Annotated in this window: 22 protein-coding genes and 1 pseudogene; 14 read left to right on the top strand and 9 right to left on the bottom strand. The window is 66.5% G+C overall.

What is annotated here, in order from left to right; all coding sequences use genetic code 11:
• Positions 1 to 3: 3 nt before the first annotated feature.
• Together C8E99_RS00120 and C8E99_RS15965 are read right to left on the bottom strand one after the other, a co-directional pair.
• The gene (locus tag C8E99_RS00120; protein WP_115930567.1) at positions 4 to 1,794 is read right to left on the bottom strand and encodes a gamma-glutamyltransferase family protein; all 1,791 of its coding nucleotides are present in this window, start codon (positions 1,792 to 1,794) and stop codon (positions 4 to 6) included.
• 310 nt (positions 1,795 to 2,104) lie between these two features.
• On the bottom strand, positions 2,105 to 2,806 hold the full coding sequence (locus tag C8E99_RS15965) for a C40 family peptidase (protein WP_211308956.1): 702 nt from the start codon (positions 2,804 to 2,806) through the stop codon (positions 2,105 to 2,107).
• 383 nt (positions 2,807 to 3,189) lie between these two features.
• On the opposite strand from C8E99_RS15965, the gene C8E99_RS00110 reads away from it, so the two are divergent.
• Entirely contained in the window at positions 3,190 to 3,600 is a 411-nt protein-coding gene (locus C8E99_RS00110; RefSeq protein ID WP_115930566.1) for a four-helix bundle copper-binding protein, read from the top strand.
• Positions 3,601 to 3,714: 114 nt separating this feature from the next.
• Entirely contained in the window at positions 3,715 to 4,155 is a 441-nt protein-coding gene (locus tag C8E99_RS00105; protein ID WP_245952503.1) for a hypothetical protein, read from the top strand.
• Between the two features lie 339 nt (positions 4,156 to 4,494).
• Here C8E99_RS00105 and C8E99_RS00100 read toward each other — a convergent pair whose 3' ends face one another.
• The 5 genes from C8E99_RS00100 to C8E99_RS00080 all read right to left on the bottom strand — a co-directional run bounded on the left by C8E99_RS00100 (position 4,495) and on the right by C8E99_RS00080 (position 9,689).
• Complete coding sequence (locus C8E99_RS00100; RefSeq protein WP_115930565.1) at positions 4,495 to 5,166, bottom strand: DUF305 domain-containing protein; 672 nt, start codon at positions 5,164 to 5,166, stop codon at positions 4,495 to 4,497.
• A gap of 47 nt (positions 5,167 to 5,213) precedes the next feature.
• Complete coding sequence (locus C8E99_RS00095) at positions 5,214 to 7,400, bottom strand: copper-translocating P-type ATPase (RefSeq protein WP_115930564.1); 2,187 nt, start codon at positions 7,398 to 7,400, stop codon at positions 5,214 to 5,216.
• A gap of 51 nt (positions 7,401 to 7,451) precedes the next feature.
• Positions 7,452 to 7,784: a heavy-metal-associated domain-containing protein gene (locus tag C8E99_RS00090; RefSeq protein WP_115930563.1), complete on the bottom strand. Its 333-nt coding sequence runs from the start codon at positions 7,782 to 7,784 to the stop codon at positions 7,452 to 7,454.
• A gap of 73 nt (positions 7,785 to 7,857) precedes the next feature.
• Positions 7,858 to 8,991, bottom strand: coding sequence for a HAMP domain-containing sensor histidine kinase (locus tag C8E99_RS00085; RefSeq protein ID WP_115930562.1), 1,134 nt, complete (start codon positions 8,989 to 8,991; stop codon positions 7,858 to 7,860).
• A complete protein-coding gene (locus tag C8E99_RS00080; RefSeq protein WP_115930561.1) occupies positions 8,988 to 9,689 on the bottom strand; it encodes a response regulator transcription factor in 702 nt (233 codons plus the stop codon). The genes C8E99_RS00085 and C8E99_RS00080 overlap by 4 nt, the downstream gene beginning before the upstream one ends.
• Positions 9,690 to 9,845: 156 nt before the next feature.
• On the opposite strand from C8E99_RS00080, the gene C8E99_RS00075 reads away from it, so the two are divergent.
• The 7 genes from C8E99_RS00075 to ccsB all read left to right on the top strand — a co-directional run bounded on the left by C8E99_RS00075 (position 9,846) and on the right by ccsB (position 17,746).
• Complete coding sequence (locus tag C8E99_RS00075; RefSeq protein ID WP_115930560.1) at positions 9,846 to 10,700, top strand: F510_1955 family glycosylhydrolase; 855 nt, start codon at positions 9,846 to 9,848, stop codon at positions 10,698 to 10,700.
• Positions 10,701 to 11,397: 697 nt separating this feature from the next.
• Positions 11,398 to 12,945, top strand: coding sequence for a multicopper oxidase family protein (locus tag C8E99_RS00065; RefSeq protein WP_115930558.1), 1,548 nt, complete (start codon positions 11,398 to 11,400; stop codon positions 12,943 to 12,945).
• A gap of 158 nt (positions 12,946 to 13,103) precedes the next feature.
• Complete coding sequence (locus C8E99_RS00060; RefSeq protein ID WP_115930557.1) at positions 13,104 to 13,847, top strand: cytochrome c biogenesis CcdA family protein; 744 nt, start codon at positions 13,104 to 13,106, stop codon at positions 13,845 to 13,847.
• 170 nt (positions 13,848 to 14,017) lie between these two features.
• A complete protein-coding gene (locus C8E99_RS00055; protein ID WP_115930556.1) occupies positions 14,018 to 14,671 on the top strand; it encodes a TlpA family protein disulfide reductase in 654 nt (217 codons plus the stop codon).
• A 7-nt stretch (positions 14,672 to 14,678) separates the two neighbouring features.
• Positions 14,679 to 14,879 (top strand): hypothetical protein, encoded by a 201-nt coding sequence (locus tag C8E99_RS00050; RefSeq protein WP_115930555.1) that lies wholly within the window; start codon positions 14,679 to 14,681, stop codon positions 14,877 to 14,879.
• Positions 14,876 to 16,630, top strand: coding sequence for a cytochrome c biogenesis protein ResB (gene resB, locus C8E99_RS00045; protein ID WP_115930554.1), 1,755 nt, complete (start codon positions 14,876 to 14,878; stop codon positions 16,628 to 16,630). Before C8E99_RS00050 ends, resB begins: the two co-directional genes overlap by 4 nt.
• 3 nt (positions 16,631 to 16,633) lie before the next feature.
• Positions 16,634 to 17,746: a c-type cytochrome biogenesis protein CcsB gene (ccsB, locus tag C8E99_RS00040; RefSeq protein ID WP_115930553.1), complete on the top strand. Its 1,113-nt coding sequence runs from the start codon at positions 16,634 to 16,636 to the stop codon at positions 17,744 to 17,746.
• Positions 17,747 to 17,965: 219 nt separating this feature from the next.
• On the opposite strand, the gene C8E99_RS00035 is transcribed toward ccsB, so the two are convergent.
• Both C8E99_RS00035 and C8E99_RS00030 read right to left on the bottom strand, forming a co-directional pair.
• Entirely contained in the window at positions 17,966 to 19,171 is a 1,206-nt protein-coding gene (locus C8E99_RS00035) for a sensor histidine kinase (RefSeq protein WP_115930552.1), read from the bottom strand.
• The gene (locus C8E99_RS00030) at positions 19,168 to 19,893 is read right to left on the bottom strand and encodes a response regulator transcription factor (protein ID WP_115933087.1); all 726 of its coding nucleotides are present in this window, start codon (positions 19,891 to 19,893) and stop codon (positions 19,168 to 19,170) included. Before C8E99_RS00030 ends, C8E99_RS00035 begins: the two co-directional genes overlap by 4 nt.
• A gap of 935 nt (positions 19,894 to 20,828) precedes the next feature.
• Between C8E99_RS00030 and C8E99_RS00025 the strand changes: the two genes are divergently transcribed.
• From C8E99_RS00025 to C8E99_RS15960, 5 genes and pseudogenes are all read left to right on the top strand, one after another.
• Positions 20,829 to 22,334: a heparan-alpha-glucosaminide N-acetyltransferase domain-containing protein gene (locus C8E99_RS00025; RefSeq protein ID WP_115930551.1), complete on the top strand. Its 1,506-nt coding sequence runs from the start codon at positions 20,829 to 20,831 to the stop codon at positions 22,332 to 22,334.
• Positions 22,335 to 22,764: 430 nt separating this feature from the next.
• Positions 22,765 to 23,376, top strand: coding sequence for a hypothetical protein (locus C8E99_RS00020; protein ID WP_211308955.1), 612 nt, complete (start codon positions 22,765 to 22,767; stop codon positions 23,374 to 23,376).
• A gap of 285 nt (positions 23,377 to 23,661) precedes the next feature.
• On the top strand, positions 23,662 to 24,018 hold the full coding sequence (locus tag C8E99_RS00015; RefSeq protein WP_245952406.1) for a LexA family protein: 357 nt from the start codon (positions 23,662 to 23,664) through the stop codon (positions 24,016 to 24,018).
• A gap of 3 nt (positions 24,019 to 24,021) precedes the next feature.
• Positions 24,022 to 24,165 (top strand): annotated as a pseudogene (locus tag C8E99_RS16400) (Y-family DNA polymerase); the annotation flags it as partial.
• Positions 24,166 to 24,185: 20 nt separating this feature from the next.
• Positions 24,186 to 25,235: Y-family DNA polymerase (locus tag C8E99_RS15960; RefSeq protein ID WP_211308954.1), on the top strand; the 1,050-nt coding region annotated here is incomplete at its 3' end.

The following is a 25,235-nucleotide window of genomic DNA, read 5'->3' as shown; positions in this document are numbered from 1 at the left end:
CTGTCATTCTGCTCCCGATGGGGAGTCGGCGTCGGCGATGGCCACGTCAGCTTCCCGGCGGCTGTCCCTCGCACCGGTGATCTGACCGGTCTCGTAATCGATCTCCAAGGCCTGCACGGAACCGAAGATCGCCTGGTCACGTTCGGTGCGCTGCAGTTCCCAATCCCGTGCCGTGATCAGTTCGGCCAGCTCGGGGGAGGGCTCCTCCTCCACGGCCAGCACCCCGTCCTGCAGGTGGAATCGAGGTGCGTCCACGGCCTCCTGCAGCGTGGCGCCCTGCAGGCCCCACGCCACCAGCACGCCGGTGAGGATGTTCGGGATCTGGTGTCCTCCCGGGCTGCCCAGCCCGAGCACCGGCCGGCCCTGATCGTCGAGCACCATGCTCGGGGCCGACCAGCTCACGGACTTGCGCCCCGGCTCCGGCTGGTTGGCCTCCGACTCCTCCGTGGCGAACCGGGAGAGCTGGTTGTTGAGGAAGAACCCGCCCACGTACTCCGACTCGCTGCCGCCCCAGAAACTCGTGAGCGTGTTGGTCATCGACACCGTGAAACCGTCCTGGTCCACCACGGTCAGGTGCGTCGTGTTCCCTGCCGTCACGGGCTGACCGGCGGCCTGCACCAGTGCGCCCCCGGCACCGGGCACGGCGCCCTCGCGGGCGTCCGGCCCCGTAAAGGCGCCGACGTCGGCTCCGCCGGCCAGCAGATTCACCTGCTCGGCGATCCGGGCGTTGGCTTCGGGATCCGTGAGCCGATCGACGGGGACGTCCACAAAGTCCGGGTCTCCGATCAGGTGCTTCACCGAACCCTCGGCAGCGATCCATGCCTCGGAGAGCCGGTCTACGTATCCGGGGCTACCGGGCTCGTGGCCGTCGATGCCCAAGGCCTCGGCGAGCTGCAACTGCTGGACCAAGGCCGCACCGGGCAGCGGAGGGGCGGCCGAGAGGACCTCGTAGTCCCCGAAGTTACCGCCGACCGGCACGACCTGCTCCGACTCATAGGCGGCCAGGGAAGCGGCGTCCAGGCCGTCCACCGAGGTCAGCTCCTGGGCCAGGCTGCCGGTATAGAAGACCTCCGGTCCCTCCTGGGCCAAGGTGGTCATAGTCTGGGCTAGATCCCGTTGGACCAGCCGATCGCCGGCGGCCAATGGCTCACCGGAAGCGTCATGATAATGGTTGAGCCCCTCAATGGAGGCGGGACCGAAGTCGGAGCGCAACCGCTGGGCCAGGAACTCCGAGACGGGGAAGCCATCTCCCGCCAGGCCGATGGCCGGCTCCAGGACCTGGTCCCAGTCCAGGTCGCCGTGCTCGGCGTGGAGCTCGGCGAGTCCCGCAACGAAACCGGGGACACCCGTGCCGGAGTCCGGGATCCTGCCGTCCTGGGCCACCACTTCGCGATAGTCGTAGCTGACCGGTTCGCGGCCAGGGCCGGCCAGAATCACCGAGCCCCCGCCACCGATCCCGGAGGCATAGGGCTCCACCACGGCCACGGCGAAGGCCGTGGCCACAGCTGCGTCGGCGGCATTGCCACCCTGGGCCAGGATGTCCATCCCAGCCTCGACGGCCTCCGGATGGGCCGCGGCCACGGCGTGCTGCTGGAGTTGCTGTCCCGGCTCGGGTTCCGTCGTCGGGCTGGTGGCACCCGACGACGGGGCATCGGGCGTGCGAGAGTCGGAAGCGCCGGAGCCGGTGCCGCCTGCTTCCCCGGCGGGACTCGGCACAGGGGAAGGCGCGCTGCACGATGTCATCAGCAGTGCTGCGGCCACGGCAGAGGCGGTCCGGAAAGCGATGCTTTTCATGAGGTCCTTCACGACGGTGGGGACTGGGAATATAACGTTTGAGTCACGGATGATTCTCGCCCACGTGCAATCCCAGATAAGTTCGCCGCGCCGGCGGAGGCACCGCCGACGCGGGAGAACGTGTCGCACAGGCTGATTCCTCTCGCTCAGCGCCCTTGTGCACCGTGGCCGGGACGACCTTCGCCAAGTACCCCGCCGAACCGCTGCGTCTAATCCAAGCCCACCATCCGGGTCCAGCTGGAAGAGGCGCGGTCAGGCACCGATCAGCCCTGCAGGTCTTCACCTTGCGAGCAGGCTAATCCCGTACCGTTCAGTATCGGGCGGCGGTACCCATCATGTTCCACGGGCTGTAGTCGACATCCGTCACGGCCACCCCCATCTGAGGATTGCGGGCGTGGGCGATCTGGCCGTCACCGATGTACATGGCCACGTGGTAAATCCCGGAGGCCGAGCCGTTGTTGGACCAGAAGACCAGGTCACCGACCTGGAGGTTGTCCAGGGAGACGTATTGGCTGGCGGCCGCGTACTGGGCCTTGGAGTTCCGGGGCAGCTCGATGCCGGCCTGGGCGAAGGCATTCTGGGTGAAACCGGAGCAATCGTAACCGGTGGGGCCATTACCGCCCCAGACGTAACCCACGCCCGGATCGGCGGCCTTGGCCGTGGCCCACTGCACGGCCGCTCCCCAACCGGTACCACTGGAGGAAGCGGTGGAGTAGGAGGCCCGCTGGATGTCCTGGGCCGGCTCACCGCTGGTCGTTGATGAGTGCGTGTGGGCCCCGGATGAGCGGGGCTTCTCAGTTGCGGTTCCGGAGTCCCAGGTCCAGGCATTGGCGGTGGAGCCGCTGGGAGCGGAGTAGGCGCCTTCGTTGGCAGTGGCCGGGCCCATGCCGGCCACCGTGGCTCCCACCACGGTGGTCAGGCCGACCGCACCCATGGTGAGGGAACGGCGGCGGTGTGAACGGCGGGTCTGGGCTTCAGCCTCGATGCGGGCACGACGGGTGGGATAGGACATGGGTTACCTCGGTAGACATTGGCGTACATGTTCTGGACTTCTCCCACGGCCTCGAGATCCAGCATTTAGCCGGCTATCCCTTTTGGCGAAATGGTCTGTGACCAGAACGTTATGCAACAATACGGATTCGTTATCTGGTCGCAACTTGTCGGCGTGCCAAGTTCCGAGCCGATGCAGGGTTGAGCCGGGACCGGAAAGGCCGTCATTTCGGGCCTAGCCGCCCGCTCGAACGGCCCGGTCGGAGCCCGTGGCCGGCAGGGATCTTCACGGAATCTTCAAGGTTGGGCCCTTCATCCGGGTCGAGTGGGGGTCTACGGTCGGTTGCATGGCGGGCCGGTTCTGGCCGGTTCGTCTTCCGAACCGCACCGATGAAGGAGTAAGCCATGACCCATCACGTGAGCTCGATGCTGGAGACCTACCCGAAGGACTTGGGGAACATCGACCAGGAGAAGCTGGCCGAGTGCATCGAGGCCTGTTTCGAGTGTGCCCAGACCTGTACGGCCTGCGCGGACGCGTGCCTGGCCGAGGACATGGTTTCGGAGTTGACCCAGTGCATCCGCTTCAATTTGGATTGCGCCGACATTTGCGCGGTCACCGGGCGTGTGCTGTCTCGCCAGACCGGCAACAACGTCGAGACCACTCGTGCCCTGCTGGAGGCCTGCCGGACCGCCTGCAAGGCGTGCGCCGAGGAATGCGAGAAGCACGCGCAGATGCACGAGCACTGCAAGGTCTGTGCCGAGGCCTGCCGGCGCTGCGAACAGGCCTGCGCTGAACTGCTCGCCACCCTGGGCTGAGCACAGCCCGGCCGATGCCGGAATACCAGTCAGGGCCAGCAGGCGTGGAGCATGTGCTGCTGGCCCTAACTGGTGCGACGGCACAAGAGCATCCCCGCAGAAGAAGAACCCGGCGTGTCAAAGACAGAACACAGCAGTGACCAGGGTGGTGATCGCGACGGGGGTCCCCATGCGCCCCGCCGCTCCCTGAAAATGTATCTGCGGTTCGCCGCGATGATCCTGACCGGCATGGTGGTCATGTATTGGACGATGTTCGCCGGTTCCTGGGAGTGGGGACACATCCGCTGGAGCGAGAGCCGGCTGTTCATGGCCTTGACCATGGGCGGGGCGATGGGCCTGGTCATGGTCGCCTGGATGCTGAACATGTACCGGAACCCGAAGGCTAACGTGGCCGTGGTGCTCGTGAGCGCAGTGCTTCTGGGCGGGTGGCATCGTCCTGGACCGCAGCCAGGCGACCGTGGACGACAGCGACTTCATGCGAGCCATGATCCCGCACCACTCGCTGGCCATCACGAGGTCCGAGCGGGCCGGTATCGAGGACATCAGGGTCTGTGAGCTGGCCGTGGAGATCAGCGAGGCCCAGTGGCGGGAAAATTTTCGAGATGGACTGGCTGATCGAGGATATCGAACGTAACGGGGCGCCACGACCCCCAAACAGGCGCAAGCACGGTCCGTGCCTGACTACGAGGAGCCGGCCGAACGCCAGTGCCCCACCGGCTGACGGTTCCCCTCAGGGCGCACCCCCGCCCTGTCGGGGATCACGGGTCGGATGGACGCCAACCGATGCGCCAGGACCCACACGGCCCCATCTGCCTGGGTGGATGGAGCCGTGTGGGTCCTTTCAGTGCAACAGCGGCACGGGCAGAGCCGATCAAGAGGGGGTGGTGGATCCCGTCAGAGGTTTCCGAGCATCTGCTCCATCTCGGCGATCTCGGCCTCCTGGGCGGTGATGACTTGTTCGGCGAGGGCCACGGCCTGGGGGTTCTGGCCGTTGTCGACCTGGTCCTGGGCCATTTCGACGGCGCCCTCGTGGTGGGCTGTCATCTGTTCCAGGTACAGCCGGGCCGCTTCGGTGCCCTGGGCTTCCTCGAGGGCGGCCAGGTCCTCCTCGGACATCATCCCGCTCATCCCGCCGTGGTCCATGCCCTCCATGCCCTCCATGTCTCCCATGGGTTCCGCGTCCCAGGCGGCGAGCATGGCGTTCATGCGTTCGATCTCCGGTCCCTGGGCGTCGATGACTTGCTGGGCGAAGTCGGCGACCTCGGTCGGGATGTCGTCCTTGGCCAGCAGCATCTCACTCATCTGAACGGCCTGCTCGTGGTGGGGGAGCATCATCTGGGCGAACATCACGTCCGCGTCGTTGTGCTCGGCCGAGATCTCCTCGGCCGAGCCGGTAGCCGTGGCGGACGGGGTAGCGGTGTCCGTGGAGGTGGCAGCAGCCGAGCTGGTAGCCGGGGTCGACTCGGAGCCGGCGCCGTTGTCCTCGGCACCGGTGCCGCCACAGGCGGTCAAGGCTAATGCGGAGGCCAGAGTCAGGGCGGCCAGGGTGGTGGTGTTGCGTTTCATGGTGATTCCTTCCATTGGGGGTTTCAAAATCGGGTCCGGGACCGCGATCAGCTGGTGGCCGTCGCGGGCTGGGTTGCGGTGTGCCGCTGCCCGGTGTTGGCCGGGGCGAGCCGTGCGGGGTCAAGGTCGGTCCGGCGTAGCAGTTGGGCGTTGAGGGCCACCACGATGGTGGACAGGGACATCAGCACCGCCCCGACTGCCGGGGACAGCACGAACCCGATCGGGGCGAGCACGCCGGCGGCCAGGGGAACGGCGACCACGTTGTAGCCGGCGGCCCAGATGAGGTTCTGGATCATCTTGGCGTAGCTGGCCTTCGAGAGCTCGATCATGGACAGCACGGCCCGGGGGTCGTTACCGGCCAGCACGACGCCGGCCGATTCCATGGCCACGTCGGTGCCGGCACCGATGGCGATACCGACCTCGGCGCGGGCCAGGGCGGGAGCGTCGTTGACGCCGTCGCCAACCATGGCCACACTCAGACCGCGGGATTGCAGCTCGGTGACCTTTGAGTCCTTGTCCTTCGGCAACACCTCGGCAAAGACTTCGTCTATGCCTAGGTCCGCTCCCACGGCCTCGGCGACCTGGCGGGCGTCGCCGGTGATCATGGCAACCTTGATCCCACGTTCGTGCAGGGCGGCCACGGCGGCCCGGGACTCGGGACGGACTTTGTCCTCCACGGCCACCGCTCCGATGACGGTGCGGTCACGGACGACGTGCAGCACCCCGGCCCCTCGGTCGGTCCAGGCCTGGGTGTCAGCTCTGAGGGCCTCGGGGGTGTCCAGGGCGAGTTCGCGGAGCATGTTCGGCCCGCCCACGAGGACCTCGGATCCGTCCACGGTCGCTTTCACCCCGCGGCCGGTGGCCGACTGGAACCCGGTGCCGCGCAGGCCCAGCGCGGAGGCTTCGGCATGCCCGATGGCGGCAGCCACGATGGCTCGGGCCACCGGGTGTTCGCTGTCGGCCTCGGCGGCGGCCGCGTAGGCCAGCAGCTGCGCCTCGGAGGTGCCCGGGGCCGGTGCGGTTCCGGTGAGGACGTGCGCCCCCTCGGTCAGGGTGCCGGTCTTGTCGAACAGGACCACGTCGATGGTGCGCATCCGCTCCAGAGCCAACCGATCCTTGATCAGCACCCCGGCCTTGGCGGCGCGCTCGGTGGAGATCGCGATGACCAGTGGGATCGCCAGGCCCAAGGCGTGCGGACAGGCGATCACCAGCACTGTGACGGTGCGGGTGACGGCGTCATCCGGCCGGCCGAGGGCCACCCAGACGATGGCGGTGATGATGGCCGCGGCCAGGGCGAACCAGAACAGCAGCGCGGCAGCCCGGTCGGCCAGGGCCTGAGCGCGGGAGGAGGATTCCTGGGCGTCGGCGACCATCCGCTGAATCCCGGCCAGGGCGGTGTCGGTCCCAGTCGCCTCGATGCGTACCCGCACGGTGTTGTCGGTGGCCACGGTCCCGGCCACCACCGTTTCGCCCACGGTGCGGGCCACAGCCCGGGATTCGCCGGTGATCATGGACTCATCGAACTCCGCCGTACCCTCGGTCAGGATCCCATCGGCCGGCACTCGGGCCCCAGAGCGAACCAGGACCGTGTCCCCGACCGCCAGCTCACCGATCGCAACGGTCACGGTAGTGCCGTCATCGGTGACCTTCTCGGCTTCGTCCGGCAGCAGGGCGGCCAGAGCATCCAGGGCGGAAGAGGCCGCGCCAAGGGCACGCATCTCCATCCAGTGGCCCAACAGCATGATGACCACCAGCAGGGCCAGCTCCCACCAGAAATCCAGCATGAACCCGCCGATGCCCAGGGTCGTGATCCAAGAGGCCACGAAGGCCACCGTGATGGCCATGGCGATCAACAGCATCATCCCGGGCTGCCGGGAGCGCAGCTCCGTGATCCCGCCCTTCAGGAAGGGCAAACCGCCGTAGAAATAGATCACGGTGCCCAGCACCGGGGCGATCCACTGAGAGCCCGGGAACTCGGGGACCCGGTAGCCGAGCAGGTCGGCGACCATGTGGCTGAAGACCACCACCGGGATCGACAGCACCAGTGAGAGCCAGAACTTGTTCTTGAACATCGCCACGGAGTGCCCGGCATGTTCCCCGTGGTCGTGAACCGCGTGATCCTCATCCACCGCGGAGTGGGCGTGCCCTTGGGGCATAGCCTGCCCGTGGGTGTCCTCATCAGCGTGCTGGCCATGGCCGGCACGCTCATGGTCTTGATGGTGCGAGGTGCTCATGATATTTCCTTCCCATTGGCCCCCTACGGGCCGAGGCGGTGGGCCAAGTGATCAGGACGTCAGGACGCGGTAGCCGGCCTCTTCGATGGCCGCCCGCACGGTGTTTGAGGAGGCGGCGCCGGTCACGGTGACGGGGGAAATGCCGCCGGCCACCAATTCGACCTTGACATCGTTGACCCCGTGCAAGGCACTCACCGCTCCGGCGATGGTTCCGACGCAGTGCCCACAGGTCATCCCCTCCACCCGATACGTGGTGGAGGTCCCGGAAGCGGCAGGGAATGACGCCTCCGCGGCGTCGGAGCCCGGAGTAGGGGCGGCGTCCGGGGCGCAGCACGAGCAGCCGCCGGAGGCCATCGGCAGGGGGCTGGACATCGGTTCGGTCATGATGGGCTCCTTCGTCGGATGTGGGCGGTGGGACTGCGCCCTCCTCCCGGTATATACCCCTGGAGGGTATCAATCAAGATGTGGTGGAGTGGTTTCCGTCGCCTCGGGCAGGCAGGTGGACGGTGAACGTCGCCCCGGCGTCCGAACCTGCGGAGCTGGCGGTCAGTGACCCTCCATGGGCTTGGACCAGGGCCCGGGAGATGGCCAGGCCGACCCCGGACCCGCCGTGGCCCCGGTCGCGGGCGGCGTCCCCGCGGTAGAACCGTTCGAAGATGTGCGGCAGGTGCTCGGGGAGGATGCCCTCGCCGGTGTCGCTGACGCTGAGCGTGATCCCTCCTGCACTCTGCCGAGCGTCCAGGGTTACCTGGCCTCTTGCGGGGGTGTGGCGCAAGGCGTTGGTGAGCAGGTTGCCCAACACCTGACCCATGCGTTGGCGGTCGACCTCCACGGTCGCGATGTCCTGGCTCGGATTCAGGATCAAGGCCACGCCCTTGGCGGCATAGGTGTCCCGATGGGCTTCAGCGGCGGCCTGCAGTAACTCGCCCGCCGATTCGATGGTGCGATCGAGCTCGATCCGTCCTTCCTCCGCCCGGGAGACGTCGTGGATGTCTTCCACCAGCCGGGTGAGGCGGGCCAGCTGTTCGTCCATGAGCTCGCCGGTGGCTTCGCCCCAGCGTGAGACTCCATCCTGCAGGGCTTCGAGGTAGACGGTGAGCACGGAGATGGGAGTGCGCATCTCGTGGGCCAAGTCCGAGAGCATCCGACGGCGGGTGTCCTCGGTGCGTTCGAGCCGCTCGGCCATGGTGTTGAACGAGGCGGCCAGGTCCTCCACCTCGGTCCCTGCCCCCATGGCCGGGACCCGGGTGTCGTACTTGCCGCGCGCCATAGCCGTCGCCGCTTGGGTCAGGGCATGGATCGGGTTCTGGATCCGGCGGGCGACATACCAGGTCAACACCAGGCAGCAGACTAGGGCGGTGGCCAAGGCCACGCCCAGGGTCCAGAAGTTGGTGTCTCGGTAGGCCTGCTCCACGTGCAGCATCTGGGTCGCATCATGCCCGGCCCCGGCCTGTTCCAAATGCTCGTGGAACAGCGGGGGGCCGGCCAGGGAGGCCACCGCCACCGCGGCCAGGATGCTGACCGCCACCACCAGCAACTGGGCCAGGAAGAACCGGGCCGCCAGGCCGCGGTAACGTCGCTGGCCGGTCACTGTTCTGCCATCCGGTAGCCAACCCCGCGGACCGTGTCGACATAGCGCCCGGGGTTTTCGTCGAGTTTGCGGCGCAGATTGCCGATGTGTACATCCACGAGTCGTTCATCCCCCACCCACCCCGGATCCCAGACGATATCGATCAGCTGACGCCGGGAGAACACTTGATAGGGACGTCCCGACAGGGCCGCCAGCAGGTCGAACTCCGTGGGCGTCAGCCCTACCGGTTTCCCGTCCACGTGGGCTTCGTGGGCGACCAGGTCGATCACCAGCGACCCGAAGGCCCGTGCCGGTTCTGGGACGGTTGCCGTCGTGCGGGGCCGACGCATGACCGCCCCCACCCGGGCGACCAGTTCCCGGACACTGAAGGGTTTGGTGATGTAGTCATCGGCGCCCACTGCCAGCCCTTGCAGCCGGTCCGGTTCATTGCCCCGGGCGGTGAGCATCAGCACGTAGCACTCGGAAAAGGCCCGCACGCGCCGGCACACCTCGATCCCGTCCAGTCCGGGCAGGCCCAGGTCCAGGACTATCACGTCGGGATCATGCGTGCGGGCGGCCTGTACCGCATCGGGTCCGGTGTGGGTGGTGGTGACCTCGTAGCCGGCCCGCTCCAGGTAGGTGGCGACCATGCGTGCCAGGGGCTTTTCGTCATCGACGACCAATACCCGCCCGGTGGACGAGCCAGTGCCAAAGTTCATGTGTTCAGTTTCCCCCGGCTCACGGCCCGGAGAGCGACCCAAGACACCAGACCGGGGAATCTTCATCAAACCTTCAAGGCAAACCGTCCGGAGCTCCTGAGCCTCCGGCGGACAATGGTAGGTGGCCCCGCAATCGGATCGGGGCGGAAAGGCACCATGACTACCCGCAGAACCCTGCTCGCCGGCGGACTCGGCCTGATCGGTGTCGGCACCCTGACCGCCTGCACCGTGCCGAGCACCTCAAGCCCCCAAGACGCCAACACGCAGACCCCGGGCACGGCGATCACCCACATCCATGCCATCGTGCGCGACCCCGACGACGGCGTCGTGCTCCTGGCCACCCACGAGGGCCTATTCCGCCTCCAGGACCGCGAGCTGGTCCAGGTGGGCCCGGTGGTGGATCTCATGGGTTTCGCCGTGACGCCCGAGGGCCGCTATCTGGCCTCCGGCCACCCGGCGCCCGGTACCGACCTGCCCGAACCATTGGGCTTGGCCGAGTCCACGGATCACGGCCTGAGCTGGGAGGTGCTCTCCCGGGGCGGCCAATCCGACTTCCACGCCCTGGCCGCCGGCCCGGACGGCGTCCTCGGCTTCGATGGTCAACTGCGTGCCAGCGCCGACGGAATCAACTGGCGGACCCTCACGATCCCTACCCCACCCGCATCCTTGGCCATCTCCCCGGAAACTGGGACCGTGCTGACCACCACCGAAGCCGGGATGCTGCGGTCAGTAGACAACGGTGCCACCTGGAGCACCCTGGACACCCCGCAGCTGATGCACCTGGTCGCCTGGGCCGACGACACCACAGTCGTTGGCGCCGGTACCGACGGCCGGTTGCTGACCAGCTCCGACGGCGGCGACACCTGGACCTCCAGTGACCCGCTGAGCGACACGGCCTCCGCCCTGGGAGCCAGCATCACTGACGACGGGCAGGTCGAAGCACTCCTAGTCATCGGCACGGCCGTCCTACGCACCACCGACGGCGGGAACACCACCGAACCGCTGCTGTGACCCATGCCGCGCCAAGCCGCGGACCCTCAACCGGGCCATGACCAGCAAGGACGAACAGGAAAGGCCAGTGCCGATGGCGGAACGCCGACATCTTCACCGCCTTGACCTGTCCCGTCGGACCGCCCTCCGGCCGGTTCTGGGCATCCTCGTGCTGCTCCTCGGCCTGCTCGGGATGCATGCTGGCGTGAGCACCGGCACGGTGATGGCCGGCATTGACACCTCCGCCTCAACGGTGTCCCAGCATCCCGGGCCGACGACCGTCGGCCCTTCCGGTTGGGCACCCGGAGACGTGCTCACAGCCCAGCCTCCCGGGGATGATGACGCAGGCGGCAGCGGGTTGCCGTATTGCGCACTGGAGGCCGGGGGCGACACCTGCGCCTCCTCCCTAACCACGCCTTCCGTCGTCCTGGATCTAGAGCCCCGGGAGCTCACGTCATTTCCCGGGCAGGGGCTGACCGCGCCCCCGCTGCCTTGGGTTGTCCACTTCAGGCTTCCCTGGACTCCTTCACTGGTTCAACTGGCCATCAACCGCACCTAGGATGCCCGGTCGTGTCCACCGGCAAGCACAGCCGCCCCCTTGCATGAGGACGGCACGCAGCAGCCTGTGGGCCACCACCCCATCAGCAACTGATGAGCCATACCCGTCCCCCGTCGTACCAGCCTGCGGCAGGTGATCGGGAGAAGGAAAGAAGAACCGATGACCTCCCCACTGACCACCCGCCGCGCCTTCCTGGGCACCTCCGTCGGCGCCCTCGCCATGGCCGGACTGGCCGCATGCTCCGACCCCCCGGCCACCGCCCGACCGTCAGGGCGCATCCTGCCCACCGACCCGCTGATCGCCGAATATGAAAAACGACGCGCCTACTCAGGCACCACCGTCGCCAACCGGCTCTCGGCCGCACCCTTCGAGACCTCCCTGCAGGACCAGAGTCTGACCACCTGGGGATACGACAACAGCCTCAACGGGCCGCTGCTGCGCGCCAAAACCGGCGACCTGCTCAACGTCACCGTCGCCAACGATCTCCCGGAGGGAACGAGCGTGCACTGGCACGGGCTAGCCCTGCGCAATGACGCCGACGGAGTCCAGGGAGTGACCCAGGAACCCATCGCCGCAGGAGGAACCTACACGTACGGATTCCGACTCTCCCATCCGGGCACGTACTGGTACCACTCTCACTTCGACACCCAGCGCGAACGCGCCCTGTACGGTGCACTGATCGTCGAGGATCCCAACGAAACCCTCGACTATGACCAGGAATGGGTCGTGATCCTGGACGACTGGCTCGACGGGATCACCGGAACGCCCGAGGAAGTCGTCGAGGAGCTCTCCGCCGGAATGGGCATGTCCGGTGACATGGAGGGTATGGATCACGGGTCCATGAGCGAGGACAGCTCCTCCGGCATGCCCATGAAGCACATGCTCATGGGGGCTGAGAGCGACTATCTGGGCGGGGATGCCGGCGACGTGAAGATCCCCGTGCACCTGTTCAACGGCCGCCCCCCAGCCAAACCCGACACCCTCGACGGCAAGCCCGGCGACCGTATCCGCCTGCGACTGATCAATGCCGCCGGAGACACCGCCTACCAGGTTGGGATCCCCGGTCAGGAACTGACCATCACCCACACCGATGGGTTCCCGGTCCAGCCGCGTCAGGCCGATGCCGTCGTCTTGGGCATGGGTGAACGCTTGGATGTGCTGGTCACCCTTGGCGACCAGGCCGTGCCCGTTCTGGCCCTGCCCGAGGGCAAGGCCGGCCACTCCTACGGCATCATCCACGCCGGATCGAACACCGCTCTCTCCGGACGGCTCCCGCAGACCCTGGGCGGGACCGTGCTCGATGGCAGCCGGCTGAAGGCCCACGAATCCGTCCTGCTCGCGCCCAAGGACCCGACCAGGAGCCATGAGCTGCGGCTGACCGGATCGATGGCCGACTATGACTGGGGTATCAACGGGCGCCGCTTCGACCCGGCCAACCCCTTTGACGGTGCCTTCAAGCTCCGGCTGGACGAGCGTGTGCGGGTCACGATGACCAACGACACCGATATGTGGCACCCCATGCACCTACACGGCCACACCTTTCAGCTGGCCGACAACGGTGCACGCAAGGACACGGTCATCGTCAAACCCCGGCAAACCATCGTCTTCGACTTCGAGGCGGACAACCCGGGACAGTGGCTGACCCACTGCCACAACGCCTACCACGCCGAGGCCGGGATGATGGGCGTCTTCTCCTACATCCACTGACCCCCCTGTCCCTCACACCTCCATCCCCCGGGCGGTCGCCCGGTACCCGTTCAGGAAAGAACATGCCTTTATCGTCCACTCGCACCCACCACGTCCAGGACCGTCCCGACCCGGGCCTCCGGCCACCATCCCCGGACACAACCCCAAGGAGGAAGTAAATGGGCGAGTACTTCGCTCAGACCGTCCAGTCCGGGGCGCTGCTGATGGCGATCCCGCTGGCGGCCATCGCCGGGCTCGTCTCCTTCCTCTCGCCCTGCATCCTTCCGCTCGTCCCCGGATACCTCGGCTACGTCTCCGGCCTGTCCGACCCGACCCGGCCGGACAACCGCCGACGGGTGATGACAGGGGTGGGCCTGTTCATCCTCGGCTTCGCCGCCGTGTTCACCCTCTACGGTGCCGCCTTCGGCCTGATCGGCGGCTGGTTGCTGCGTTGGCAGGATCTGCTGATCCGAGGCCTGGGCGTCGTTGTCATCCTCATGGGGCTGGCGTTGATGGGCATGCTGTCCTTTATGCAAAGGACCAAGGCCCCCTCCTTCACCCCCAGGACGGGACTGGCCGGAGCCCCGCTGCTGGGCCTCGGTTTCGGCCTCGGCTGGACGCCCTGCATGGGCCCCACCCTCAGCGCCGTCCTGGCCCTGAGCACCACCACCGGCGACCCCTGGCGCGGGGCATTACTGGGATTCTCCTACTGCCTGGGACTGGGCATACCCTTCGTCCTCGTCGCCAGAGGCTTGGGCTGGGTGAGCACCACCTTGGGCTTCGTGCGCCGCCACATGCGCGCGTTCAACATCGCCGGCGGCACCATGCTCGTGTTGGTCGGCGTCCTAATGGCCACCGGGATCTGGACGGCCTGGATCTATCAACTGCAGAACCTCGCCGGCACCTTCACTACCCCCATCTAAAAGGTCCTCGTCCCAGGACTCACCCCGAACTGGCGACTGCTCACCTGCTCAACCGCCGCGTGCCATGAACCACACCCCCGGTCGGCCTTCGCAATCGTTTCCCCGATTTCTACAGTCTGTAGAATTCGAAGGTCGTCCTACCCCCGCAGAAGAAGTACCGGAGGTACGTCATGTCCAACCTGAAGCATTCCCTTGAGTCCGGCCCTCGGACCCCCGACCCCCTGCGTCGGCCCGGACGCCGACAGGTCCTGGCCGGACTGGCCGGGATCGCCGCGTTGCCGGTGCTGGCCGCTTGCTCAAGCGACGACCCGCTGGCCGCCCAAGCCGGCAATGCCGATGGCAAGAACTACATCGCCGGCGACGGGTCGGTCCTGGAGATTGGGCCGGATGAGCGCGGTGAACCTGTGCAGTTCAGCTCCATCTTGTTCTCCGGGGAACCAATCAGCACGGACAGCCTCGTCGGCGATCCCGCGGTGCTCAACTTCTGGTACGCCGCCTGTGCCCCGTGCCGGGTGGAGGCCCCGGACCTGCAGGCCCTGCACGAGGAGCTCGAGCCCCAAGGTGTCCGCTTCGTGGGCGTCAATGTCCGGGACACGGTGGCCACCGCGCAGGCCTTCGAACGCAACTTCGGCATCACCTACCCCTCGGTCGAAGACCTCAATGGCCAGGTGCTCTTGGCCATGACCGACTACGTCCCACCGCAGGCCGTGCCCACCACGATCGTGCTGGACCGTCAGGGCCGGGTCTCGGCCCGAATCCTGGGGATCGCCGAGCGGTCCACGCTACGAACCCTGATCACCACGGTGCTGGGCGAACAGGCCTGAACCCACCATGGACCTCCTGACCCTTCCGCGCACCGCCGTCCAGTATCTGGTGAACCAACCCCTCATCGATATCGTCACCGCCGGTTCGTTGTCCACGTACATCTCCAGCCCGGGCGTGCCGGATCCACTGATGGCCGCCGGCCCCCAGAACACCGGCTTCCACGACCGGCAGACCTCGCCCGCTACTGACGGGAGGATTCCGAGATGAGCCGCACCGATGCGCCGAACCAGCGCCAGGACGTGGAGCTGCCCGCCCTGGGCTTCACGGGCACCCTCCGGTTCCTGTGGGTCCAGCTGACCAGCATGCGCACCGCGCTGATGCTGTTGCTGCTGCTAGCCGTCGCCGCCGTTCCGGGCTCGCTGTTCCCGCAGCGGCCGGCCGGTCCCGGGATCGTGGACGACTACATCTCCGACAATCCCGCGGCTGGGCAGTGGCTGGATCGCTTCCAGATGTTCGACGTGTACTCGTCCGTCTGGTTCTCCGCCATCTACCTCCTGCTGTTCATCTCCCTGATCGGCTGTGTGTTCCCGCGCGCCGTCAAACACGCCAAGGCCCTGCGCTCTGCCCCGCCGCGCACCCCCCGCCTACTCTCCCGCCTGCCCGAGTACGGAAAAGTCGTGCTGGAATCCACCGGACCGTCCCCCCGGGACGCGGTAGACCAAGCGGCCAAGATCCTCAAGAAGCGCGGCTACCGGATCCAGGTCCGCCAGGAACCCGAGGGCAAAGCTTCCGTAGGTGCCGAGCGCGGCTACGTGCGCGAAATCGGCAACATCGTCTTCCACCTGTCCCTCATCGGGGTGCTGGCGTTTATGGCGGCCGGCTCGATGCTGAGCTACCGGGGCCAGAAGATCCTCGTCGAAGGCGAGGGATTCGCCAACACCCTCGTCGCCTACGACGCCTTCACCCCCGGCAGCGCCTTCTCCGAGCAGAAGCTAAACCCGTTCTCCATGACCCTGGACAGCTTCGAGGCCGAGTTCGACCGCGAGTCGGATACCCACTACGGCCAAGCATTGGACTTCACCGCCGTGCTGGGCGTACGTCATGGACCGGGCGAGCCGGAGCAGACCACGGAGCTGAAGGTGAACCATCCCCTGGACATCGACGGTGTCCGCGTGTACCTGGTCGGCAACGGCTACGCCCCGGAGGTCACCGTGCGGGACGGCAGTGGGAACATTGCCTTCCAAGGCCCCGTGATCGGCCGGGCAGAAGACCAGGTGTACACCTCCCTGATGGTCATCAAAGCCCCCGACGCCGAACCCGACCAGCTCGGCTTCGTCGGGTTCTTCCTGCCCACGGCCTACACCGGAGAGGACGGGGTCGCCATCTCGATTGACCCCGAATTGCTCAATCCCGAGCTGAACCTCAACTCCTACTACGGCGATCTCGGCCTGGACACGGGCGAACCGCAGAACGTCTACGTCTTGGACACCGACACCCTCACCGAGTTGAACTCCCGCAGCCTCGAGGCCGGCGGCATCACATTGTCCCCGGGTGAGTCCTACGAGCTGCCCGATGGCAAGGGCTCCATAGCCTTTGACGGCGTCAAGCGTTTCGTGGGCCTGGACATCGTCTACGACCCTGCCAAATGGGGTGTGGGCATCTTCGCCGTGCTGGCGATGCTGGCACTGGGCGTGAGCCTTTTCGTGCGCCGCCGCCGCGTGTGGGTCCGCGGCACCACAGACCCCGACGGGTATACCACGGTCGAGTATGGCCTGCTGGCTCGCGGTGAGAGCTTCGGCCTGCGCGAAGAGAACGTCGCCCTGCGACGCCAGATGGAAAGGAACTGGCCGGTCCAGGCACCCAAGGATGCCCACGACGCTGAGAGAGGCCCCTCCAATTCCGAGGACAAGCCGCCAAGCGACCATGATGCCCACCCTGTCGACATTCAGGCCGCGATGCCTGCCGCACGCCGGACCCCAGACACCAAATCCAACACCACCGAGAACCGACCGGAGTAAATCATGCCCTCCATCAACCTGCAGCTGGCCAGCTACAGCGACCTGTTCATGTTGATCGCTGCGTTCATCTACGTCGCGGCCTTCATCCTGTTCACTTTGGACGTGGCGACTTCCTCCACGACCATCCGAAATTTGGAGTCCGAACTAGCTCTCCAACGACCCAGCCGGGAACTGGCCGGAGCCGGCGTCGGGCGCCCTGTGCCTGACACCGCAGGAGACCACCCGCCAGCGGCGCCGGCAGGCCGTGCGCAAAGTGGGTCCTCAGCGACCGCTATGCAGCTCGACGAGGAGCTGGTCAACGACGACATGGATTATCTCGGTACCATGCGCCGACCTGTCGCGAACGTGGCCGTGTCCCTGATGGTCATCGGGGCCCTGCTGCATGCCTTCGCGGTGATCGCCCGCGGTGTGGCCGCCTCCCGGGTGCCGTGGGGCAACATGTACGAATTCCTCACCACCGGCGCGATGCTGGTCGCCGTGGTCTACCTACTGTTCCTGATCCGCAAAGACATCCGTTTCCTCGGGACCTTCGTCTCCGGCCTCGTGGTGGTCATGATGGCCGCGGCGACCATGGGCTTCCCCACGCCGATCGCCCACCTGCAGCCGGCCCTGCAGTCCCCCTGGATCATCATCCACGTGTCGGTGGCTGTGCTGGCCTCGGCCCTGTTCACCCTGACCTTCGCCATGAGCGTGCTGCAACTCATCCAGCACCGGCGTGAGGCCGCGATATCTGTTGAAAAGGCCCGACTCAGGCCATTCCTACGCATGGTGCCTCCGGCGCTGAGCCTGGAGAACTGGTCCTACCGCATCAACGCCGTCGGATTCGTGATGTGGACCTTCACGCTGATCGCTGGTGCCATCTGGGCCGAGGCCGCCTGGGGCCGGTACTGGGGCTGGGACACCAAGGAAGTGTGGACCTTCGTAGTCTGGGTGGTCTACGCAGGCTACCTGCACGCCCGCGCCACCCGCGGCTGGACCGGAGAACGCGCCGCCTGGCTCTCGATCATCGGCTACGCCTGCATCGTTTTCAACTTCACCATCGTCAACACGTACTTCCCCGGCCTGCACTCCTACGCCGGCATCCCCGGTGCGGAGACCGCCGAGTTGTACAGGTAATCGACCACCAAATCCAGCCGACGGCCATCTCAATTCCATCGCCGAGCCTCCCGGCTGGGCCAACAATGCTATTGGAAGTGGGTAAGGCCCTTCCGCTCATCAGGGGAAAGAACCATCAATGCCAAGTACACCGCCACGGTCTACGGTGCATGACCCCTGCGAAGGAGCGACACAAGGTGTCCTTCCACCAGGGCCCCGAGGACACGGCCGCGGAGTCCGTCAGCGGCTCACTCTCGCCCGGGGCAGCCGGACGGTGAACTCCGCTCCCCGGCCACGTCCCTCGCTGGCGACTGTCAGGGCCCCTCCCTGCGCCTCGACCAGCGCCTTGCTGATCGCCAGGCCCAGTCCGGATCCCCCGGGCTTCGCCTCCCGGCCCTCCTCCACCCGGTAGAACCGCATAAAGATGCGGGACAGGTCCTCGGCGGCGATCCCATCACCGGAGTCCGTCACCGTGAGCACCACCGCATTGTCGCGTTCCGTCAGGCCCACCGTGACACGGCCGCCGACCGGGGTGTGCCGGAGGGCATTGTCCACCAGGTTGCTGAGCACCTGGCGCATCCGGTCCCGGTCCATCAGCACGGGTTCCACCGGACTGCGGGGCCTCCTGACCGTGAGCTCCACCTGACGCGATCGCGCCGTCTGTTCTGCCGCCGCGACCGCCTCCACGACCAGCTCGGCGGGATCCCAATTCCTAAGGCGCAGGTTGATCATCCCCTCCTCCGCCTGGGTCAGGGACCTCATGTCCTGGGCCAGGTGCTCCAGCCGGCTGACCTGGCCGTTCAGGATGGCAGAGGTGCGCCCGTCCAAAGCCACGATCCCGTCCTCGATACCTTCGAGATGTCCTTTCAGGGTGGCCAGTGGAGTCCTCATTTCGTGGGCCAGGTCGCCGAGCATCTGGCGCCTGGTCTGGTCCACGGCGTCAAGTTTCGCCGTCATGTCATTGAAGGAATCGACCAGCGAGTCGAACTCGGCGCCCAGACGTCCCTGTTCCAGGCGGATGCCGTATTCCCCGGAGGCGATCCGGTTGGCGGCACGGCTCACTTCGGAGATGGATTTCCTGACCTGGCGGGTCATGAGGATGCTCACGGGGACGGCGATCACCAGCGAGGTCAGGCCACCGACCGTCATGGCCACCAGGCTCACCTCCCGGAAGACGTCATCCAGGTGGAAGATGGCGCGGGCAGCACGGCCATGGCCTTCTCGGAAGAGCTCGTTGATGTACATCTGTGGTCCGATGAGCAGGGTCGTCACCGTCACCACGATCAGCCCGACGAGGAGCACAGCGACCTGGACCAGGAGGATACGGACCGTCAGCGAGTATTTGGGTTCCTGACCCTCCGGGGAGTCCTCCGCTTCCGGATCGCTGCGCCGCCGGCCGCCGTTAGGGCGTTCTCCTGCGTCCTGGTCGGCTGCTCCTGCGCTCACGCCGGGGCCTCCATCCGGTAGCCGATGCCGCGCACCGTATGGATGTATCGGGGATTGGCGGCGTCTTCGCCCAGCTTCCGTCGTACCCTGGCCAGGTGGACGTCCACGAGGTGGTTGTCGCTCGCCCAATCGTCGCCCCACACCATGTCGAGCAGCTGGCGTCGACTCAGCACCTGCTTCGGGTGGGCCGCGAGGCTGGCCAACAGGTCGAATTCCGTCTTCGTCAGCAGGATGGGCTTCTCGGACAGGTGGACCTGCCGCGAGGACCCGTCCACCCGCAGTTCACCGATCTGATGGATGAGGCCGGAGGGCTCGTCCATCGGTTGTCCGGCCACTGTCGGGGCGAACCGTGCCCGACGCATCATTGACTGGATTCGGGCGACCAGCTCTCGGGGGCTGAAGGGCTTGGTCACATAGTCGTCTGCCCCCAGGGACAGCCCGACGATCTTGTCCACCTCATCATCGCGGGCGGTGAGCATCAACACATGGCAGTCCGAGAAGGTCCGCACCTGGCGGCACACCTCGAAGCCATCGGTTCCCGGCAGACCGATGTCCAGCACCAGGACATTGGGTGCGAAGTCGCGCACCGCGGAGACGGCTTCGGCCCCGTCATGGCGTACCTCCACCCGGAAGCCTGCATTCTGCAGGTAGTCCCGGATCAAGCGCGCAAGGTCCGGTTCGTCCTCGACCACCAGTACCCGCCCCGTCGATGCCTCGGTCATGGTGTCTCTTCCCTGCGGGTCCATGGTCGGCGCGAATCCATCGTCCTGCCGTTCGGTTCAAGGATACGGAGCCCGACGACACCGGGGTGCGCTCCGGGTTGCCCAAGAGGGTGACTGCAGAGCGATTTGCGGCGGGAGGTTCATCCGCGTTCCTCGACAGGCATCTCTGCCGATTCCTCCGACCGGGACACATCATCAGGGATCGAGACATGGTGTCACCCAGATGACAGCAGTCCCCCCGGCCTCAGATCCACGGGTTCGTGGTGCGGATGGAACAGCACGGTGGCAACGCCGTCGGGGGTACCGGCTGGTGAGTTATGGAAGGCGGCCGGCGAACAAGGTCCGCTTCCGGAAGCGTGCAGGGTGCCCCGGATCGGCGCCGGAGATGTGGGCGACGTGTAGTGGTCCTGCGCCCCGTGGCTCAGTCGGGTGGCCCTGCGGGGCGGAGAGTGTGACCGCTGGCGGGGTGCTGGGTTTGTAGGGCTAATGCTCAATCAGTCCCGGGGTGTCGGCCGTCAGATTCGCCGTGACATTGCCTGGGTCCACGAAGGCGACCGCAGTCACGGCACCGGCTGACGATGCACCTACTCGCCCCCTGACAGTTCCCGCACCGCTTCCGGGAGCCCGCGCCGCCCTCCCCTGCCACCCATGGAAGGTCGAGCTACACGAGCTCTTGAATTTTTCAGGGGAGGTGAGCCGCGGCAGGCGGTGAAGCTTGCAGGGTCTTCAGGCGTCCCCGGCGACGTATGAGGGCTGTGTGGAGACCCTGTCATCCACACGGGAATCTTCATGGAATCTTGAGACGTCTGCTCGGATCCCTCAATGTCCGCCTGCGAACCTATCTACACACTGGCTGCGGATGTGCACCGTGGGCCCGGATGTCGTGGTTCTCGATGCGCCGTCGCCGGATACCAACAGAGAGTCAGGGAAGAGCCATGAGTTCGGACGAAGCCATCCAGGGAGCCGTCGTGGGCGCTCCCGCGGCGACGAAGAAGCGGCCCGAGAAAGGGCCTGGAAAGCGGCTGATTGGCATCGACGCGGCGAGAGGGCTGGCGCTGATCGGTTTGATGGCCATTCACATCCTGCCCTCCTACCAAGAGGAGACCGGCGAACCCACCCTCACCTGGCAGCTGTTCTCCGGCGACTCGGCCGCGCTTTTCGCCCTGCTGGCCGGCGTCGGCTTGGCCCTGTCCTCCGGCGGGCGCACGCCGCACCGCGGCCGGCAGATGACCGCGAACCGGATCGGCCTGGTTGTGAGGGCAGTGCTGATCGCCGTGGTGGCACTGCTTATCGCCTCGCTGATGCCCCCTGTTGATCCGCCGGCCTACAGCATCCTGATCTACTACGCGGTGTTCTTCCTGTTGGCCATCCCCTTCCTGCACCTCGGACCCAAGGCCCTGTTCATCTGCGCCGCGGTCTTCGGCGTCGTCTCCCCAATCCTGCTCCAGCAGTTGCCCCCGGTGCTGCCCGACTGGGCCTCGTACAACCCGACCCTCGAGCACGTCCTGGCTGACCCGGTCTCCGTGGCCTCCCAGCTACTGCTGACCGGCACCTACCCGGCCCTGCCTTACATGGCCTATCTCCTGGCCGGCATGGCCCTGGGTCGGCTGAATCTGCGCAGCATCCCCGTGCAGGCCGCCATTGCCGGCGCCGGCGCGGCCCTGGCCATCCTGGCCAGCCTCGTCTCCTACGTCCTGCTCTACGCCGCTGGCGGCTACGAGGCGCTGCTGGCAACCCCGGGCATGACCATGCACGACCTGGACGAAGCCATCGTCTACGGCCCGGAACTCGTACCGAACACCTCCGGCTGGTGGCTGGCCATCACCACCCCGCACACCAACATGCCCCTGGCCATCGCCTCCAGCCTCGGCATGGCACTGCTAGCGCTGGGCCTGTTCCTGCTCATCGCCAACAAGGCGGGCCGGTGGCTGACCCCGCTGGCCGCCATGGGCGCCATGACCCTCACGCTCTACTCCGCCCACCTGCTCGCCCTGGCCCTGGAGCTCCACTACGACGAACCCGCCCTGTGGTTCCTGGCGCACCTGGGCGTGGCCGTCGCGTTCGCCTGGCTCTGGCAACGATCTGTCGGCCAAGGCCCGCTGGAGAAAGTGGTGTCCCTGTCGGTCAAGGGCAGCCGGCGCCTCGTGGGCGGCAAAACCACCAACACCGGTGGACTCCCCGGCGGGCTCGCCGCCCACCACTCAAACACCTCGGTCCAGACTCCCCGGGATACCACCAACTACACCACCGACGAAGAGCTTCCCGGTTCCCCCGATCAGGCGAGTACCGGCCAAGAGCCTCGGAGTTCCACCGATCGGCCCACCAGGGGCACTCCCATCCGGACCGAAAGGGGCACAGTCATCAACCTCGCCGACGACGAAGCTCCGGGCTACACCGACCAGATCGGCCCGGCCCGAGACCCGGGCAGCGGCACCGGTTAGGCCCTGCTGGGCTTCGTCTCCGCCGACGCCGCGCAACTGGCCCCACGCATCACCCAGGCCTTGGCCCGGACCCCGTGAGCCACCCCGACTCACCCCGTAGGTAATGGACCTGGAACCCGAGGAGTCTGAGGTGGGCCTATTGGCAGGAGCACGGAAGGACTGGCCACCGAGGCGATTCCGGTATACCTGCTGTGGACACTGATCCTGCACCAGATGGCCTTGGGCATCGACGTCGCCCCTGCCCGAAAACGCTCGTACTGAGGCGCTCCTTGCATCTCCTGTGAGGCTCCGAGGACACCAGCGCGGGGCTGTCGCTGGGTGCATTGGAGGGCGGCAGGGCGCAAGGGTTTCAGTGGCGTAAAAATGCATCCCCGGGCGCCATCGCGGTCGCTTCGGCCCTTGGCCCCTCTTCACCTAGTACTTTGGATTGGTGCCGATCTCCGCCTTCAACGCCTACATTGATGAGTCTTCGGTGGCCCGCAGCGCTGCCGCCCAGGAGTACCTGGTCTGTGCGGCAATCTTGGAACCCGATCAGGTGGACATGGTCCGCCAGGAGCTCCGGCCCCTTCTACGCCCGGGGCAGATCAAACTGCACTGGACCGATGAGAGTTCCAGTAGCCGACGGCGGATCGTGCAAGCCATAGGAGCCCTGGGGCCGATGAATGTCATCGTGACCCACCTCAGTGAACGTCAACGCAAGACGGAACGATTCCGTCGCAAGTGCCTTGAGGTTCTCTACTACCAACTCGCTGATCTCGAGGTCTACGATCTCACCCTCGAGTGTCGGACCGAGGCGCAGGACAAGAAAGACCGAGCCCACATCGTCGCCCTTCAAGGCCAAGGCCTCGATCGGGGAATCCGCATCTCGCACCGTCGCGGCGGAGATGAGCCGTTGCTATGGATCTCCGACATCGTGCTCGGTGCGGTCAACGCGTCCCACATAGGGGAACACCAATATCTTGAGGCTCTGGAGCAAACGATCTACCTCAAGCAGAGCACTCCCGAATCCCTGGTGCCCACAGGGCAAAACGAAAGGCCCTAGATCCAGTCGTCCGGCTGGGGTTCTAAGGCCTTCTTCCCTGTCCGTCGTAACGGTGGGCACTTCAAACAATAGTAGCCACGCGGCCTACTTGCAAGACCACGGACCACGGCGGGAGGCAGAACGGAGGGCAGCTTCTGGCGGCAGCCTCCAGTTACCGCCTGTACGATTGCCAATAGAACATATCTTCGATTCATGAGGGGTGAGGACGTGCTGGCAACCGAGGTCCGAGCCCTGGCCGAAGGGGTCGGAGACCAGCTCCGGACGCGCGTCGATGACGGCGTGGTCATGGCCGGCTTCCCCTCGCCATCGCAGGACTACACCACCGCCGAAATCGACCTGACCGAGCACCTGATGCCCAACCGAGCCTCGACATACCTCGTGCGTGCGCGGGGGAACTCGATGACCGGCGCCGGCATCTGGGACGGCGACGAGCTGGTGGTTGACCGGTCTATCCGCCCGCAGGATGGCCACGTGGTGATCGCCGTGCTTGATGGCGAGCTGACCGTGAAACGGCTCAGAATCGACGCGGACCGTGTGGTGCTTTCCCCGGAGAATCCGGGTTTCCCGGACATCATGGTCCCCTCACTCTCGGACCTACGCATCTGGGGCGTGGTCACGGTTTCCTTGCACCACGTCAAGTAGGTAATGTCCCGGCTAACGGGAGCTGATCGGATGATCGCTCTGGTGGATTGCGCCAGCTTCTACGCCTCGTGCGAGCGGGTCTTCGACCCGCGTTTGGAGAACCGCCCGGTGGTGGTCCTGTCCAATAACGACGGCTGCGTCGTGGCCATGTCGGCTGCGTCGTGGCCATGTCGGCTGAAGCCAAGGCCCTCGGCGTGCCCATGGGCATCCCGTGGTTCAAACTTGAACCCGTCGCCAAGGCCCAGGGAATCGTGGCCCGTTCTTCGAATTATGAGCTGTACGGGTCGCTATCTGCCCGGGTCATGGAGGTCATCGGCCGGCACGCCGCCTGGCAAGAGGTCTACAGCATCGACGAGTCATTTATCGGTCTGCGCGGCACCGTTGATGAACTAGTGAAGCTCGGCCGGCGCATCCGCGAGGACGTGGCGCGCTGCACCGGGATCCCCGTGCGCATCGGCATCGCCCCCACCAAAACCTTGGCGAAGGTCGCCCTCCTCGGGGTGAAACGCTCCCAACGGCTGTCCGAGATCGGGGTGTGTCACTTCGGGGCCTACTCCCCCACCCAACGAGACACCATCCTGGCCAGCATCCCCATCACCGACCTGTGGGGCGTAGCCGGCCGGCTCGGCCGCCGCCTGGCCAACCTGAACATCCACACCGCCTCAGACCTCGCCGCCCAACACCCCGGGCAGATGCGGAAGCGGTTCTCAGTGGTCGTGGAGCGCACCGTGCGCGAGCTGCGCGGCACACCCTGTATCCCCCTGGAAGAGCACCCCCGCCAGTACAAGGATCAGCTCATCTACTCCCGCTCCTTCTCGGATCCGGTCACCACCACCCCGGCCATGCGCCAGGTCCTGTCCATCTACTCCCAGCAGCTCGCCTCCCGGCTGCGTAGCGCTGGGCAAGAAGCCGGCGTGCTCAAGGCCTGGGCTTCGACCTCGCCTTTCGCCACGGACCAGACCCCACACTCACCCCAGATCAATGCCGTGCTGCCCGTGCCGACAGCAGAGCCAATGACGATCGCACGCGGGGCCCTGGGCCTGGCCGAACGGATCCGCCCGGGCACCCGGTACGTACGGGCCGGCGTCGTACTCACAGACCTACGCCCCGCCGGCCAAGCCGAGACCCTGCCCGGCCTCGGCGCACCGGGTGAAGGCCGCGAGGTCGGCCCCACCCTGGATGCCGTTGTAGCCCGATTCGGGGTCGGAAGTATTGGC

The sequence above is a fragment of the Citricoccus muralis genome (genome assembly GCF_003386075.1).
GTDB lineage: Bacteria > Actinomycetota > Actinomycetes > Actinomycetales > Micrococcaceae > Citricoccus > Citricoccus muralis.
This window is presented reverse-complemented; position numbering and strand designations above follow the sequence as displayed.

What these genes read in the sequence shown, in the direction of transcription:
- C8E99_RS00120 (WP_115930567.1), bottom strand. Translation starts at nt 1,794, where the DNA reads ATGAAAAGCATCGCTTTCCGGACCGCCTCTGCCGTGGCCGCAGCACTG.
- C8E99_RS15965 (WP_211308956.1), bottom strand. Translation starts at nt 2,806, where the DNA reads ATGTCCTATCCCACCCGTCGTGCCCGCATCGAGGCTGAAGCCCAGACC.
- C8E99_RS00110 (WP_115930566.1), top strand. Translation starts at nt 3,190, where the DNA reads ATGACCCATCACGTGAGCTCGATGCTGGAGACCTACCCGAAGGACTTG.
- C8E99_RS00100 (WP_115930565.1), bottom strand. Translation starts at nt 5,166, where the DNA reads ATGAAACGCAACACCACCACCCTGGCCGCCCTGACTCTGGCCTCCGCA.
- C8E99_RS00095 (WP_115930564.1), bottom strand. Translation starts at nt 7,400, where the DNA reads ATGAGCACCTCGCACCATCAAGACCATGAGCGTGCCGGCCATGGCCAG.
- C8E99_RS00090 (WP_115930563.1), bottom strand. Translation starts at nt 7,784, where the DNA reads ATGACCGAACCGATGTCCAGCCCCCTGCCGATGGCCTCCGGCGGCTGC.
- C8E99_RS00080 (WP_115930561.1), bottom strand. Translation starts at nt 9,689, where the DNA reads ATGAACTTTGGCACTGGCTCGTCCACCGGGCGGGTATTGGTCGTCGAT.
- C8E99_RS00075 (WP_115930560.1), top strand. Translation starts at nt 9,846, where the DNA reads ATGACTACCCGCAGAACCCTGCTCGCCGGCGGACTCGGCCTGATCGGT.
- C8E99_RS00065 (WP_115930558.1), top strand. Translation starts at nt 11,398, where the DNA reads ATGACCTCCCCACTGACCACCCGCCGCGCCTTCCTGGGCACCTCCGTC.
- C8E99_RS00060 (WP_115930557.1), top strand. Translation starts at nt 13,104, where the DNA reads ATGGGCGAGTACTTCGCTCAGACCGTCCAGTCCGGGGCGCTGCTGATG.
- C8E99_RS00055 (WP_115930556.1), top strand. Translation starts at nt 14,018, where the DNA reads ATGTCCAACCTGAAGCATTCCCTTGAGTCCGGCCCTCGGACCCCCGAC.
- C8E99_RS00050 (WP_115930555.1), top strand. Translation starts at nt 14,679, where the DNA reads ATGGACCTCCTGACCCTTCCGCGCACCGCCGTCCAGTATCTGGTGAAC.
- resB (WP_115930554.1), top strand. Translation starts at nt 14,876, where the DNA reads ATGAGCCGCACCGATGCGCCGAACCAGCGCCAGGACGTGGAGCTGCCC.
- ccsB (WP_115930553.1), top strand. Translation starts at nt 16,634, where the DNA reads ATGCCCTCCATCAACCTGCAGCTGGCCAGCTACAGCGACCTGTTCATG.
- C8E99_RS00030 (WP_115933087.1), bottom strand. Translation starts at nt 19,893, where the DNA reads ATGACCGAGGCATCGACGGGGCGGGTACTGGTGGTCGAGGACGAACCG.
- C8E99_RS00025 (WP_115930551.1), top strand. Translation starts at nt 20,829, where the DNA reads ATGAGTTCGGACGAAGCCATCCAGGGAGCCGTCGTGGGCGCTCCCGCG.
- C8E99_RS00015 (WP_245952406.1), top strand. Translation starts at nt 23,662, where the DNA reads ATGGCCGGCTTCCCCTCGCCATCGCAGGACTACACCACCGCCGAAATC.